This window comes from Denitratimonas organivorans (assembly GCF_037478135.1).
Classification (GTDB): domain Bacteria; phylum Pseudomonadota; class Gammaproteobacteria; order Xanthomonadales; family Xanthomonadaceae; genus Denitratimonas.
In genome coordinates, this window is the sequence record NZ_JBBHDV010000010.1 from 48,572 (window position 1) to 62,954 (window position 14,383).

Here is a 14,383-nt window from a genome sequence, read left to right on the forward strand (position 1 = left end):
GAATCAGGACCGGGTGGTCACGCCACGATGACCACCCGGCTCCAAGCGGGTTTGCCCCGTTCCCGTCTGCGTCTTCGCTTTCGATCACGGGACGGTTTCAAGCGGCTGCATCAATCCAGGTCAGCCAGCGTCACTTCCAGATCCTGGGTGGCCACGTCGACATTCCAGAAGGTGTAGGTGTCGCCGTCCTCATCGGTCAGGCGGATATCGAAAATGGAGCTGGAGTAGCCCGTGAGGGTGACGCGCCTGCGCTCGCCGTCGGCGAGAACCTCGTCGCCCAACACATCTTCTTCCCAACTCTTGGCCTTGCCCGGACTGACGTGCAGGTACCAGATGGTGTGGCCGGTCTTGTTGGTAATGTCGACGTAGTAATCCGCCGCAAAAGAGGATGCCGCCCAGAACAGGGACAGCAGAAGGAAAGCCAAGCGAACTGGACGCAACATAGAGCGTTTTCTCCAAGTGGAAGTTGCCGGAAGGCAACAAATCCGAGCATTGATAGCACACCGTCAGATGCGCGTACCAGTCTTGACTTGGCCCTTGCACCAGGCCGGTCTGCAATACGCTGACGGGGTATCCCACGCACGTTGATTTGCCCGTTTCCACGCCGCTCTGTCCCTGTGCCAGCGGGGCGCTCACGCCCTTGGCGACAAGAGTGTTCGCACAGGTGGATCACCTCACCGGTTCCAGACCGTTGCAGCCGGCGCAACCCGGCAGACAGGCCGGTACACTGGCGCACATGAACCTGCCCGCCGCCACTCCACTCTCCGATCTGGCTCCGACGCTGGAACGCCTGCGCGCCGCACAGGCCGCAAATCCGCCGGATCTGACACAGCGCCGCGACGATCTGCTGCGCCTGCGAGCCGCCTTCAAGGCCCGCCAGCAGGACATGCTGGATGCCTTGAACGCCGATTTCGGCAACCGCTCGCGGCATGAGAGCCTGCTGACCGACGCGATGACGGTGCTGTCCGAAATCGATCACACCCGGCGCCGGCTGAAGCGCTGGATGAAGCCGCAGCGACGGCCAGTGGACTGGCTGTTCCTGCCGGCGCGCGCGCAGATCCGTTTCCAGCCACTGGGCGTGGTCGGCATCATCGCGCCGTGGAACTACCCGGTGAACCTGGCACTGATTCCGCTGATTTCAGCCATTGCCGCCGGCAACCATGTCTATCTGAAACCCTCCGAACACGCGCCGCATACCAGCGCGTTTCTGCAATCACTGCTGGCACAGGTGTTCCCGCCCGAACGCGTCGCGGTGGCGCTGGGCGAAGCCGATGTCGCGGCAGCGTTTTCGGCCCTGCCGTTCGATCACCTGTTCTTCACCGGTTCCACCGCGGTCGGGCGCCATGTGATGGCCGCCGCCGCGCCAAACCTGACCCCGGTGACGCTGGAACTGGGCGGCAAATCCCCGGCCATCATCGCGCCCGGCTATCCGCTGGCCACAGCCGCTGCCCGCATCACCACCGGCAAATGGCTCAATGCCGGGCAAACCTGCATCGCGCCCGACTACATTCTGCTGCCGCATGCCGCGCGCGAGGAGTTCGTGCAGGCATTGAAGGCCGAAGTGGCGGCGCGTTACCCGAGCCTGGACGACAACCCGGACTACACCCGCATCATCAACCCGGCCCAGTACCGCCGCCTGCGCGACTGGCTCGACGAAGCCGCCGCACGAGGTGCGACGGTGCTGCCATTGCTGGAAGTGGATGCGGAACAGGCGCAGGCGCAACGCCTGATCCCGCCGACGCTGGTGCTGGATGCGCCGGAAGACTGCCGTTTGATGCGCGAGGAAATCTTCGGCCCGGTCCTGCCGCTGGTCGGCTGCGACTCGGTCGATGCGGCGATCGATTACATCAACGCGCGCGACCGTCCGCTGGCGCTGTACCACTTCGATCTGGATCGGGCACGGACCGAGCGCGTACTGGAGCGCACCATCTCGGGCGGCGTGTGCGTCAACGACACCGTGCTGCATATCGCCCAGTCCAGCCTGCCGTTCGGCGGCGTCGGCCCCAGCGGCATGGGCGCCTATCACGGGCACGAGGGCTTCCTGACCTTCAGCAAGCGCAAGCCGGTGTTCCACCAGGCACGGCTGAGCAGCATGGCGCTGTTCAAGCCGCCCTATCGCGGGCTGGCTGATCGTCTGGTGAAGTTCCTGACTCGCTGAATCCGATCCACGGCTGCGGTCGGCAGGAGAACGGCCGACCGCAGCACGAAAAATCTCAGTTCCACTTGTAGATCGTGTAGTACACCGGGCCGACCGGGCCATCGTGGTCGCTCTTGTCGAGCAGGCCGTCGCCGTTGGTATCCAGCAGGCTGTAGGTGATGCCGGCCGGGGTCGTGACCTTGACCATCGTCAGGCGCCCGTTCTCGCGGTATTCCTGCACCGAATCACCGTTTTCCTGGCGGCGGATCGTCACGGTCGGGCCTTCGCCTGGCGTTTCCGGCAGGGTGATCTTTTCCGGCAGCGGCGGCTCGGCTCGCGGTGCGGGCGTGGTTTCCGTTTCCTGTGCGAACGCGGCACCGCAGGCCAGCAATGCGCTGAGAGTCAGGACAATGATTCGCATGACACATCTCCGTGGCGGGGCCTCCAGAATAACCGGACCACCGGCAAGCGGCAGCCACGCCGTCGAACCTGTGCGCAGCGGCGCGACTAAACTAGCGGCCATCACCTGATGGCAAGGCGCATACGCCGTGAAAAAGCTCGTACTGATCGATGGCTCCTCCTACCTGTACCGCGCGTTCCACGCGTTGCCGCCGCTGACCGGGCCGGACGGGTCGCCCACCGGCGCGCTGTTCGGCGTGGTCAACATGCTGCGCACCACGCTGAAGGAAAAACCCGACTACGCCGCCTTCGTCATCGACGCCCCCGGCCCCACCTTCCGTGACGAGCTGTATGCGGACTACAAGGCCAACCGGCCACCGATGCCGGACGACCTGCGTGCCCAGGTGGAACCGATGCTGGCCATTGTCGAAGCGCTCGGGCTGCCGATCCTGCGCGAATCCGGGGTCGAAGCCGACGATGTGATCGGCACCCTGGCGGTGGCGGCACAAAAGGACGGCATCGAGGTCGAAATCTCCACCTCGGACAAGGATTTCGCGCAGCTGGTGCGGCCCGGCATTGCGCTGGTCAACACCATGAGCGGCAGCCGCACCGCGAGCGCGGCCGATGTCGAGGAAAAGTTCGGCGTGCCACCCGAACGCATCGTCGATTATCTGGCGCTGATGGGTGACGCCGTCGACAACGTGCCCGGTGTGGAAAAGTGCGGCCCCAAGACCGCCGCCAAATGGCTGCACCAGTTCGGCTCGCTGGACGCGGTGATCGAACAGGCCGACCAGATCAAGGGCAAGGTCGGCGACAACCTGCGTGCCGCCCTGCCACGCCTGCCGCTGAACCGCGAACTGGTGACAATCCGCCTCGATGTGCCACTGCCGCAGAACCCGGACGATCTTGCCCTGCGCGAACGCGACACCGACACCTTGCGTACGCTTTACACCCGCTACGGCTTCAACCAGGCGCTGCGCGAACTGGGCGCCGCCAATGGCAATGGCAATGACGTGGAGCCCCCGCCGCCGGGCGATGGCTCCCGCGATGCACTGACCGAACCGGGCAAGGTACGCGGCCGCGGCCACATCAGCGCAGCGGCCGCACCCGAACACGGGCTGGATCCGGCCCTGGCGGCACCGGGTGAATACGAAACCATTCTGGATGCCGACGCGCTGGCCGGCTGGATCGAACGCCTGCGCGATGCCGAGCTGATCGCCTTCGACACCGAAACCGACTCGCTCGACCCGATGCGCGCCAATCTGATCGGCCTGAGTTTTGCGGTTGAATCCGGCCGCGCCGCTTACGTGCCGCTGGCGCACGACTACCCCGGCGCACCGGCCCAGTTGCCACGCGAACAGGTGCTGGATGCGCTGCGCCCGGTGCTGGAGGATGCAGCAAGGCCCAAGCTCGGCCAGCACGGCAAATACGATCTCCACGTGATGCGCCGTCACGGCGTGCAGATGCGCGGCTATGCACAGGACACGCTGCTGCAGAGCTTCGTGCTGAACTCGACCGCCACCCGCCACGATCTGGATTCGCTGGCGCTGCGCTATCTGGGCTACAGCACGCTGCGCTACGAGGACATCGCCGGCAAGGGCGCCAAGCAGATTCCGTTCTCGCAGGTGGATATCGAAACCGCCACGCGCTACGCCGCCGAGGACGCCGACATCTGCCTGCGCCTGTACCAGGTGCTGGCTGAAAAACTCGGCGCCGAGCCGTCGCTGCTGAAGGTCTACAACGAGATCGAAATGCCGCTGGTCGAGGTGCTGACCCGGATCGAGGAAAACGGCGTGCTGATCGACGCCGACGAACTGCGCCGCCAGAGCCGCGACCTGGCCGCGCGGATGCTGGCGATCCAGACCCGCGCCTTCGAGATCGCCGGGCGCAAGTTCAACCTGGACTCGCCCAAGCAGTTGCAGGCGCTGCTGTTCGAGGAGCTGGACCTGCCGATCGTAGTGAAAACCCCTACGGGCCAGCCCTCCACCAACGAGGACGCGCTGGAAGCCATCGCCGACAAGCACGAGCTGCCGCGCCTGATCCTGGACTACCGCGCGCTGACCAAGCTGCGCAGCACCTACACCGAAAAGCTGGTGGAAATGATCAACCCGGACACCGGCCGGGTGCACACCAGCTACCACCAGGGCGGCGCCGCCACCGGACGGCTGTCCTCCAGCGACCCGAACCTGCAGAACATCCCGATCCGCAGCGAGGACGGCCGCCGCATCCGCTGCGCCTTCGTCGCGCCGCCGGGGCGCGCGATCGTGGCGTTCGACTATTCCCAGATCGAACTGCGCATCATGGCCCACCTGTCCGGCGACGCCGGCCTGATCAGCGCCTTTGAACAGGGCCAGGACATCCACCGCGCCACCGCCGCCGAGGTCTTCGGAGTGGAACTGGACGCGGTCGATGCCAACCAGCGCCGCGCTGCCAAGGCGATCAACTTCGGCCTGATCTACGGCATGGGCGCGTTCGGTCTGGCGCGCCAGCTGGATGTGCCGCGCAACCAGGCGCAGGACTACATCAGCCTGTACTTCAGCCGCTATCCGGGCGTGCACGATTTCATGGAACGCACCCGCGAGGAGGCACGCGAGCGCGGCTATGTCGAAACCGTATTCGGCCGCCGCCTGTATCTGGCCGAGATCCGTTCGCGCAACGCCAACCAGCGCGCCGGCGCCGAACGCGCCGCGATCAATGCGCCCATGCAGGGCACCGCGGCGGACATCATCAAGCGTGCGATGCGGCAGGTGCATGACTGGCTCGAACCCCACGCCGAGCAGGCCCGGATGATCATGCAGGTGCATGACGAACTGGTGTTCGAGTCCGACACCGGCTTCGTCGAAACACTCATCTCCCAGGTGCGCCAGCGCATGGAGGACGCCGCCTCGCTGCGGGTGCCGCTGATCGTGGATGCCGGTGTGGGCGACAACTGGGACCAGGCGCACTGATGCCGCCCGGAATCATGTCTCCCGTCGCGCCGCCACCAGCTTCCGCAACCGCGCCGTGACCAGTGGCACTTGAATATGGCGACATATTCCCCACACTGTTTCATTGGTTTTCAATCCCGACTCCCGAGAGATCGGGCGACTGGCCATAAGTCACTGAAAACACATGGCCATTGGCACAATTGGCCGGCTTCGTCGCGAAGCAATGAATGCGTCCTGAATTGTCCTTTGGCCCAATGCAAAACTCAGGGAACCTTCAGGCTGTTTTGATAATCTATGCCCACGGTGGACGCAACGCCACCCGTGATCCACCTGCCCCCCCTCGGGTGGATCCGCTGGAATCCCTGGCTCTCCCCTGGCCCCGATTCCAGCCCGGCCCCGCAGGTCTCCCCCCTGGCCTGCGGGGCTTTTCTTTTGTGCCTCCTGCAAGCTTGTCCGCCCGACCCGGGCATTGTGCGCTGCACCGCGTAAACTAGCGGACGGTCCCCTCCCACAGGTACGTCCGCCATGCCCAGCTTCCACCCGCCCCGTCGCCTGCTGCTCGGTCCCGGCCCGTCCGATGTGCCGCAGCGCATCCTCGATGCCTTGGCCCGCCCCACGATCGGCCATCTGGATCCCGCCTTCGTCGGCATGATGGATGAGCTCAAGGAACTGCTGCGCTACGCCTTCCAGACCGCCAACACGCTGACGATTCCGGTCTCGGCGCCCGGTTCGGCCGGCATGGAAACCTGCTTCGTCAATCTGATCGAACCCGGCGATACCGTCATCGTCTGCCGCAACGGCGTGTTCGGCGGGCGCATGCGCGAAAACGTGCTGCGCGTGGGCGCCACGCCGGTGATGGTCGAAGACGATTTCGGCCAGCCGGTCGATCCGGACAAGGTCGAAGCCGCGCTGCGCGCCAACCCCGGCGCCAAGGCCGTCGCCTTCGTGCACGCTGAAACCTCCACCGGCGCCGCCTCCGATGCCGCCACGCTGTGCCGGCTGGCGCGCGAACACGGCGCGCTGTCGATCGTGGATGCGGTCACCAGCCTGGGCGGCACCGAACTGGATGTCGATGGCTGGGGCATCGATGCGATCTATTCTGGTTCGCAGAAATGCCTTTCGGCGCCGCCAGGTCTTTCACCACTTAGCTTCAGCGCCCGCGCCACCGGCACATTGAAGGCACGCAAGTCACCGGTGCAAAGCTGGTTCCTGGACCTGAGCCTGGTGATGGGCTACTGGGACGGCAGCGGTGGGCGCAGCTACCACCACACCGCACCGGTCAACATGGCCTATGCGCTGCATGAATCGCTGACGATGCTGAAGGAAGAAGGCCTGACGGCCGCGTGGGCGCGTCACCGTGCCAACCACGAACGGCTGCGCGATGGTCTTCAGGCGCTCGGTCTGGAACTGCTGGTGGACGAGCGCCATCGGCTGCCGCAACTCAATGCCGTGGTCGTGCCCGAAGGTGTCGACGAAGCCGGCGTGCGCCGCACCCTGCTGGACACCCACAGCATCGAAATCGGCGCCGGTCTCGGACCGCTGGCCGGCAAGATCTGGCGCATCGGGCTGATGGGCGCCTCCAGCCGTCCTGAAGCCGTGGATCGCGTGCTCGAAGCACTGGCCCAGGCCCTGGGGCGACGCGCGTGAATCTGACCCTGCCTGCCGGAGTACCGCGCTGATGCTGAAACGCCTGCGTGGCAGCCGCCGTCTGTGGCAGGTCGGCCGCACCCTGCTGCGTTACCGCCTCGATGTACTGCTGGAAGGCACGCCGCTGGAACGCCGGCTGGCGCTGCTGCGCCCGCTGGCACCGCGCGTTTCCGCCGACCAGCCACGCGGCGTGCGGCTGCGCCTGGCGTTGCAGGAACTGGGGCCGATCTTCGTCAAGTTCGGGCAGATCCTGTCGACCCGGCGCGATCTGGTGCCGCCGGATATCGCGCAAGAGCTGGCGCTGCTGCAGGATCAGGTCGCGCCGTTCGATGCCGGCATCGCGCGCGCGCAGATCGAAACCGCGCTCGGCGCGCCGGTCGACAGCCTGTTCGCCGGTTTCGATGACACACCGCTGGCCTCGGCCTCGATCGCGCAGGTGCACGCCGCCACGCTGGAAGGCGGCCGCGAAGTCGTGATCAAGGTGCTGCGCCCCGGCATCCACGCCCGCATCGACGGAGACATCGCGCTGTTGCGCACCCTCGCCGGGCTGGTGCAGCGCCACCATCCGCGTGCCCACCGCATCCGCCCCGGCGACGTGGTCGACGAGATCGCCGCCACTTTGCAGGCCGAACTGGATCTTCAGCGTGAAGGTGCCAACGCCAGCGTGCTGCGCCGCAACTGGGAACATTCAGCCGATCTCTACATCCCGGATATCGTCTGGAGCCATACGCGTGAAAGCGTGCTTACGCTGGAACGGGTACGCGGCATCCCGTCCGATGACGTCGCCGCGCTCGACGCCGCCGGCATCGACCGCAAGGCGCTGGCGGCCAAGGCGGTGCGGGTGTTCTACGAACAGGTGTTCCGCGACAACTTCTTCCACGCCGACGCCCACGCCGGCAACATCTGGGTCGATCCGGACCCGGCGCGCGCCGCCGATCCACGCTTCATCGCGCTGGATTTCGGCATCGTCGGCCAGCTCTCGCCGCGCGACCAGTACTGGCTGGCGGAAAACTTCATGGCGATCTTCCGCCGCGATTACCGCCGCATCGCCGAGCTGCATGTGGCCGCCGGCTGGATGCCGCCCCACATCCGCGTGGAAGAACTGGAAGCGGCCGCACGCGCGGTATGCGAGCCCTACTTCACCCGCCCGCTGTCCGAGTTCTCGCTCGGCGAAGTGCTGCTGAAACTGTTCCGCACCGCGCAGCGGCACGAACTGACGTTGCAGCCGCAACTGATCCTGCTCCAGAAGACCCTGTTCAACATCGAGGGCCTGGGCCGCCTGCTGGATCCAACCCTGGACCTGTGGGCGATTGCACGCCCGGTGCTGGAACGCATCCTGCGCGAGCGTTACAGCCCGGCACGGCTGCGGCGCGAGTTCCGCCAGCGTCTGCCGGAGCTGATGTCCAGCGCACCGGACATGCCACGGCTGGTGCATGCCTGGTTCGTGCAACAGGTCGATGGCGCACACGCGGTCAACCTGCGCTCGCAGGATCTGGCCGCGCTGGCCGACGCCGCGCGCGACACACCACGGCGTCTGGTGCGCGCAGTGCTCGGCAGCGGCCTGCTGGTCACCGCCGCACTGCTTTACGCTTTCGACCAGGCCGGCCCGCGCTGGCTCGGGCTGCCGGCCAGCGCCTGGCTCGCCGCCGGTGGCTCGCTATTGGCCTTCATCAGCGCACGCGCCCGAAAGCCCGCCCGCTGACAGACATGCCGGCGCCTTGATGCCGGCATGTCCGCTTTTCACCCGGATGCGCGTATCCCTCCACTTTCCATTGAGTGGAGCCGCGCCGATGTATCCGTCACGCCTGTTGCTGTTGTCCCTGCTTGCCACCGGCCCGGCCGTGGCCGCTGAAAACGTCGCCATCGTGCTGGATGCTTCCGGCTCCATGTGGGGCCAGATCGACGGCCGCAGCAAGATCGAAATCGCGCGCGAAGCGGTCGCCGGCATCGTCGCGGACTGGGAGCCGGACAACCACATCGCCCTGGTCGCCTACGGGCACACCCGCAAGGGCGACTGCGGCGACATCCAGACCCTGATTCCGCTCGGCCCGCTCGACGCCGGCACGTTCATGGCGCAGGTCAATGCGCTCAACCCGAAGGGCATGACACCGCTGTCGCAGGCCACCATCAACGCCGCGCAGGCCCTGCGCGCGAGCGAACAGAAAGCCACCGTGGTGCTGGTCAGCGACGGCGAGGAAACCTGCGACATGGACCCGTGCGCGGTCGGCACCGAACTGGCGCGCAGCGGCGTGGATTTCACCGCGCACGTGATCGGTTTCGATGTGAACGACCCGACCCATCGGGCGCAGCTGCGCTGCCTGGCCGAAAACACCGGCGGGCGCTATTTCAACGCACGTGATGCCGGCGAACTGGGCACCGCGATCCGTGGCGCGGTGCAGGCCAGCACGGCGGCAGAAGCGCTGCCCCCTGCCAACGCCAGTCTGGCTCCGCAGGGCAGCGCGCGCATCACGCTGCCGCTGGAAGTGGAATGGAGTGGCCCGGCCGATGCCCGCGATTACATCGCCGTGGCGCAGCCGGACGCGGACGAGCACCGCTATATCCACTACACCAATGTGCCCGAGTCCTCCGCCGAGCAGGCCCGTGGCCAGCTTGCCCTGATGATGCCCGCCGAGGCCGGCAACTATGAACTGCGCTACGTCAGCCCTGGCCGGACACCATCCGTGCTGGCGCGCCACGCGTTGCAGGTCGGCGATGCGGAAGCCCGCCTCGAAGCGCCGGATACCGCGATGGCCGGTGAGCAGATCCGGGTCATCGCCGAAGGCCCGGAAGGCCCGCGCCACTGGGTCGGTTTCGTGCAAACCGGTGCCGATGCCGGTTCGTACATCAACAACCATTACGCACGGCTGTCCGGGCCGCGCAGCGAGCTGCGACTCAAGGTGCCGGCCACGCCCGGCGAATACGAACTGCGCTATGTGCTCAACGAAAGCGAACGCGTGATCGCCAGCCGCCCGATCCGGGTGGAGCCGGCCAGGGCCAGCGTCAGCGGTCCAGCCGAAGTAATGGCCGGGGACCGGATCACGATCCAAGCGCAGGGCCCGGCTCACGGCAGCCACTGGATCGGCGTGGCGCCCGCAGGCGGCGACGCCGGCAGCTACGTGGCCAACGGCTACGCCCGGCCGCAAGGCGCGCAATCCAGCGTCACGGTTACTGCACCACTGGAGCCCGGCGCGTATGAATACCGCTATGTGCTGTATGAATCCGCCGCCGTGGTCGCATCGCAGCCGCTGACGGTACAGCCGGCCCGCGCCCATCTGGAAGTGCACGCCAGCCATGTGGCCGGCAGCCAGGTCGTGGTCGGTTTCAGCGGCCCGCGTGGTGGCGGCCACTGGATCGGTTTCGTGCCGGTGGGCGGCGATGGCAGTTCCTACGAAGGCTGGGCCTATGTCCCCGAGCACGGCGACAGCCTCACGCTGCGCGCGCCCGCCGAAGTCGGCGACTGGGAACTGATCTATCACATGGGTGGGCAGGTCATCGCCCGCCAGCCGGTGCGCGTCACCGCTCCGTAAAGATGACGCTGGCGCAGGGGGTCTGCTGCCAGCGTGCCGGAGTGGTCTGAAAAGGCGCCGGGTGCCGTCTGCTGGAGGGACAGGCAGCACCCGGCGCGACGCTTGGCCGGCGCAACGCCCGGATTTCAGCGGTTGGTGAGCTGGATCTCGATGCGGCGGTTGATCGCGTGCGCGGCCTCGGTGTCGGCCGAGTCGAGCGGCCGGAATTCACCGAAACCATTGGCCGACAGCCGGTTGGCCGGCACTCCGCGCGTGACCAGGTATTTGACGATGGCAATCGCACGCGCGCTGGACAGTTCCCAGTTCGACGGGAAGCGCGCGGTGGCGATCGGGCGGCGGTCTGTATGGCCGTCGATGCGCAGCACCCAGTCGATGTCGCTGGGGATTTCGGAAGCCACCTGGGTCAGGGTGTCGGCCAGCGAATCCAGTTGCGCCAGCGCCACCGGCGTCAGCTCGTCGGTGCCGGAGGCGAACAGCAGTTCGCTTGGCACCACGAAACGGTCGCCGACGATCTGGATGTCCGAGCGCCCGCCCAGCACTTCACGCAGCTTGCCGAAGAAATCCGAGCGGTAACGCTGAAGTTCACCCACGCGCTGGGCCAGCGCCAGATTCAGTTCCTTGCCCAGCTCCTCGATCCGGACATCCTTGGCGGTGGACTGGGCGCGCTGCAATTCCAGTGCAGCGGTGATTTCATCCAGCTGTTCGCGCAAGGCCGCCATCTGCCGGTTCAGCAGTTCCACCTGCGCGGCGGACTGTGCGGAAAGTTCGGTCTGCACGACCAGCTTTTCGCGCTCGCCTTCCAGTTCGGCCAGACGCGTGGCGATCTCGGCTTCAAGCTGACGCTTGAGTTCGGCCAGCGCGCTGATGTCGGTGGAAAGGCGTGCAATATGCGCCTGGTCCTCCTCGTTCTGCGCCTGCGAACGGGTCAGTGCGGCCGTGGTGGCGTCCAGATTCAGGCGCAGCGCGTCGCGTTCGCCCTGGGTCTGCGCGAGCGAGGCCGACAGCTCGTTGACCTGGCCCAGCGCGGCAACCTTGGCCTCCTGCTCCATCGACAGCGTGCGCGCCAGTTGCGCCAACTCGGCATTGAGCTGGGCCAGCGCCTTGTCGCGCCCGGACAGCGCATCGGACAGCACGAACTGGCCGACGGTGAAGATCAGCAGCATGAACACCAGCACCATCAACAGGGCGCTGAGGGCATCGACGAAGCCAGGCCAGAAGTCGATACCGCGACGGCGGCGGGCGGCCAGGCTCATGCGCCGCGACGCCCTTCGACGGCGGCGGCCAGGGTGCGCGACAGCAGCCGGAATTCGTTGCGCAGCTCATCGGTGAAACGCTCGCCGGCGTGTTCATCGCGGGCCAGTGCCGTGAGCGCGGTCTTCAGCCCGGCCTGGGTTTCGGCCAGATCCGACAGCACGCGCGAATCGCGCCCGAGGTGCTCGGACAGTTTTGCCAGATGGCCGTTGAGTTCGGCCATCTGCTGCGCGTTGCCGCGCCGCTCGCGCTCGGATTCGACCAGCGCGCGCTGCATCCGCTCCAGCCCGTCGGCGGTCTGTTCCAGCAGCGCCTGGACATAGGCCGGCACGCTGGTTTCGGCATCGCCCAAGGCGCTGCCGCTGGACAGCCGGGTGATGCCCGACAGCCAGTCCTCCACTTCGGTGTAGAACCGGTTGGCCGTGCGCGCGGCGAACAGATCGATCAGGCCCAGCACCAGCGAACCGGCCAGACCGAACAGCGAGGTGGAAAAGCTCGTCGCCATACCCGACAGTGGCTGTTGCAGACGCGTCTTGAGCGCTTCGAACATCGCCACCGCGTCGGTCCCGGCCGACAGCCCGGCGATGATCTCGCTGATCGAGGCGATGGTGATCAGCAAACCCCAGAACGTGCCCAGCAGGCCGAGGAAGATCAGCAGACCGACCAGATAGCGAGACAGATCGCGCTGCTCCTCCAGCCGCAGATGGATGCTGTCCAGGATCGAACGCATCGACTGGGTCGACAGCGTCTGCGGCTTGCGCCCGCCCTGCGCCAGCATCCGCGCCATCGGCGCCAGCAGCACCGGCGTGCCGAGCGCACGCTCCGGGCTGGAACGGCGATAGGCCTCGATCCAGTTGACCTCGCGCTGCAGCCGGATCACCTGTACCACATTGACCAATACACCGAAAACGAACACGCCCAGGATCAGCAGATTGAACACCGGCGTGGCGGAAAACGCGCGCAGCAGCGGTGCGTGCAGCACAGCGGCGGCCAGCGCGATGGCGGCGATGACGGCGAGCATCCAGATCAGGACGCGCTGCGGTTGGCTCATGGGATTCTTCTTTGTCGATGAATGGGGTGGGTCGGCGGCCAGCATGCCGGCCGTTGCCTGAACCCGACGGCCGGGCCGGACTCCGGTTCGGATGCGGCATCACGATGTTCCGGCCTTGGACAAGCTGAACGCTGCCAGGTTCCTTTTCAGCGCGTGCGACGGAAACCCGCCCGGCCTGCGTTGAACGCTTCCGAGGCCGGCAATTTCGCAGCCGTGCGCCTCACACCGACCAACAAGGAGCGTTCCCATGTCGATTCCCCGCCTTTCCCTGCTCGGCCTTGCGCTCGCCGGTCTTGGCATCTGCGCCAGCGCCGCCGCATTGGACGAAAACCGCCGCCACTTCCCGCGCGAATCCAAACCGCTGGTGCTGAGCGAAGCCAGCGCCCGTTTCATCGAACGCGCAGCACAACTGGATGCCAACGACGACGGCATCATCGACGCCGCCGAGTTCGCCAGCGCGCGCCAACAGCGCGGCCGTCCGCACCACGCCAAAGCCAATACGGAAGCCGAAACCAGGCGCCCGCCCATCTCCGCCGAACGGCAGGCCCGCCACGCACAGATGCTGGAAAAGCGCTTTGCAATGTTCGATACAAACAGGGATGGCAACATCACCACGGTCGAATTCGTCGCCGCGCAGGAAGCCCGGCTGACGCGTCTGGATGCCGATGGTGATGGCATCGTCACGGCCGAGGAGTTCCGCGACGCCCGCCATGGCAAGCGCGGCCCGCACGGAGCCCGTGGCGAACGCCGCGGCGCGCGCTGATCCGGGCACCGGCTCTGATACTGTCGATGGATGCCTGCCTGCCCTGGCCAACCGCTCCGGCGCCGTCACTGATGACGGCGCCGGATACCGCCGCTTCCGTCCCGCATCCGGACCCGGATGCGGCCGATATCGTGCGGGCTGCGCACGGTGACCAGCAGGCCTTCGCACGGATCGTGGACCGTCATCTGGACCGCATCCACCGCCTGGCCTGGCGCTCGCTGGATTCGCGCGCCGATGCCGAAGAAGTCGCGCAGGAAACCTTTCTGCGCGCCTTCGGCCAGTTGCCGGACTGGACCCCGGGCAAGGCGCGCTTTTCCACCTGGCTCTACCGGGTCGCGCTGAACCTGTGCCAGGACCGGCTGCGACGGCGGCGCGAACAGGTGCCGGTCGAGGATCTGGATCTGGCCGATCCCGGCGCCGCACCGGATCGGACACTGGAACAGGACCAGCGCCGGCAGCGCGTGGAACAGGCCCTGCGGGCCCTGCCGCAGCGCCAGCGCGAGGCCCTGCTGCTGTGCCATTTCGAAGGCCAGTCCAATGCCCAGGCTGCGCAGGTGCTGGGCGTTTCGGTGGACGCACTGGAATCGCTGCTGGCCCGCGCCCGGCGCCAGTTGCGTGCGGAGCTGGCACATGACTGAATCCGCCGCCCGCCTGATCGCCACACCGTCGAAGTGCCCTTCC

At 66.8% G+C, this 14,383-nt stretch carries 11 protein-coding genes; 7 read left to right on the plus strand and 4 right to left on the minus strand.

Annotated elements, in window-relative coordinates; translation table 11 throughout:
* Positions 1-110: 110 nt before the first annotated feature.
* On the minus strand, positions 111-443 hold the full coding sequence (locus WDB66_RS10955; RefSeq protein WP_339398622.1) for a hypothetical protein: 333 nt from the start codon (positions 441-443) through the stop codon (positions 111-113).
* 293 nt (positions 444-736) lie between these two features.
* On the opposite strand from WDB66_RS10955, the gene WDB66_RS10960 reads away from it, so the two are divergent.
* Positions 737-2,158: a coniferyl aldehyde dehydrogenase gene (locus tag WDB66_RS10960; protein WP_339398623.1), complete on the plus strand. Its 1,422-nt coding sequence runs from the start codon at positions 737-739 to the stop codon at positions 2,156-2,158.
* Positions 2,159-2,213: 55 nt separating this feature from the next.
* Here the strand turns inward: WDB66_RS10960 and WDB66_RS10965 are convergent, their stop codons facing one another.
* Positions 2,214-2,558 carry a DUF2782 domain-containing protein gene (locus WDB66_RS10965; RefSeq protein ID WP_339398624.1) on the minus strand — a complete coding sequence of 115 codons (345 nt, stop codon included), beginning with the start codon at positions 2,556-2,558 and terminating at the stop codon, positions 2,214-2,216.
* A 127-nt stretch (positions 2,559-2,685) separates the two neighbouring features.
* Between WDB66_RS10965 and polA the strand changes: the two genes are divergently transcribed.
* The 4 genes from polA (at position 2,686) to WDB66_RS10985 (ending at position 10,637) form a co-directional block, all read left to right on the plus strand.
* Positions 2,686-5,484: a DNA polymerase I gene (gene polA, locus WDB66_RS10970; RefSeq protein ID WP_339398625.1), complete on the plus strand. Its 2,799-nt coding sequence runs from the start codon at positions 2,686-2,688 to the stop codon at positions 5,482-5,484.
* Between the two features lie 504 nt (positions 5,485-5,988).
* The gene (locus WDB66_RS10975) at positions 5,989-7,110 is read left to right on the plus strand and encodes a pyridoxal-phosphate-dependent aminotransferase family protein (protein WP_339398626.1); all 1,122 of its coding nucleotides are present in this window, start codon (positions 5,989-5,991) and stop codon (positions 7,108-7,110) included.
* A 31-nt stretch (positions 7,111-7,141) separates the two neighbouring features.
* Positions 7,142-8,812, plus strand: a complete 1,671-nt coding sequence (ubiB, locus tag WDB66_RS10980) for a ubiquinone biosynthesis regulatory protein kinase UbiB (RefSeq protein ID WP_339398627.1) — start codon at positions 7,142-7,144, stop codon at positions 8,810-8,812.
* Positions 8,813-8,900: 88 nt separating this feature from the next.
* Positions 8,901-10,637 carry a vWA domain-containing protein gene (locus WDB66_RS10985; RefSeq protein ID WP_339398628.1) on the plus strand — a complete coding sequence of 579 codons (1,737 nt, stop codon included), beginning with the start codon at positions 8,901-8,903 and terminating at the stop codon, positions 10,635-10,637.
* Positions 10,638-10,762: 125 nt separating this feature from the next.
* On the opposite strand, the gene WDB66_RS10990 is transcribed toward WDB66_RS10985, so the two are convergent.
* Complete coding sequence (locus tag WDB66_RS10990) at positions 10,763-11,890, minus strand: peptidoglycan -binding protein (RefSeq protein WP_339398629.1); 1,128 nt, start codon at positions 11,888-11,890, stop codon at positions 10,763-10,765.
* Positions 11,887-12,939 carry a flagellar motor protein MotA gene (locus tag WDB66_RS10995; RefSeq protein WP_339398630.1) on the minus strand — a complete coding sequence of 351 codons (1,053 nt, stop codon included), beginning with the start codon at positions 12,937-12,939 and terminating at the stop codon, positions 11,887-11,889. Before WDB66_RS10995 ends, WDB66_RS10990 begins: the two co-directional genes overlap by 4 nt.
* A gap of 247 nt (positions 12,940-13,186) precedes the next feature.
* Between WDB66_RS10995 and WDB66_RS11000 the strand changes: the two genes are divergently transcribed.
* Both WDB66_RS11000 and WDB66_RS11005 read left to right on the plus strand, forming a co-directional pair.
* Entirely contained in the window at positions 13,187-13,702 is a 516-nt protein-coding gene (locus tag WDB66_RS11000) for an EF-hand domain-containing protein (protein WP_339398631.1), read from the plus strand.
* Between the two features lie 71 nt (positions 13,703-13,773).
* A complete protein-coding gene (locus WDB66_RS11005) occupies positions 13,774-14,340 on the plus strand; it encodes an RNA polymerase sigma factor (RefSeq protein WP_339398632.1) in 567 nt (188 codons plus the stop codon).
* Positions 14,341-14,383: the final 43 nt, after the last annotated feature.

Bases quoted from the DNA above. Each gene is read 5' to 3' on its own strand.
- WDB66_RS10955 (WP_339398622.1), bottom strand. From the start codon at position 443: ATGTTGCGTCCAGTTCGCTTGGCTTTCCTTCTGCTGTCCCTGTTCTGG.
- WDB66_RS11005 (WP_339398632.1), top strand. From the start codon at position 13,774: ATGACGGCGCCGGATACCGCCGCTTCCGTCCCGCATCCGGACCCGGAT.
- WDB66_RS10965 (WP_339398624.1), bottom strand. From the start codon at position 2,558: ATGCGAATCATTGTCCTGACTCTCAGCGCATTGCTGGCCTGCGGTGCC.
- WDB66_RS10960 (WP_339398623.1), top strand. From the start codon at position 737: ATGAACCTGCCCGCCGCCACTCCACTCTCCGATCTGGCTCCGACGCTG.
- WDB66_RS10985 (WP_339398628.1), top strand. From the start codon at position 8,901: ATGTATCCGTCACGCCTGTTGCTGTTGTCCCTGCTTGCCACCGGCCCG.
- ubiB (WP_339398627.1), top strand. From the start codon at position 7,142: ATGCTGAAACGCCTGCGTGGCAGCCGCCGTCTGTGGCAGGTCGGCCGC.
- WDB66_RS10995 (WP_339398630.1), bottom strand. From the start codon at position 12,939: ATGAGCCAACCGCAGCGCGTCCTGATCTGGATGCTCGCCGTCATCGCC.
- WDB66_RS10975 (WP_339398626.1), top strand. From the start codon at position 5,989: ATGCCCAGCTTCCACCCGCCCCGTCGCCTGCTGCTCGGTCCCGGCCCG.
- WDB66_RS10990 (WP_339398629.1), bottom strand. From the start codon at position 11,890: ATGAGCCTGGCCGCCCGCCGCCGTCGCGGTATCGACTTCTGGCCTGGC.
- WDB66_RS11000 (WP_339398631.1), top strand. From the start codon at position 13,187: ATGTCGATTCCCCGCCTTTCCCTGCTCGGCCTTGCGCTCGCCGGTCTT.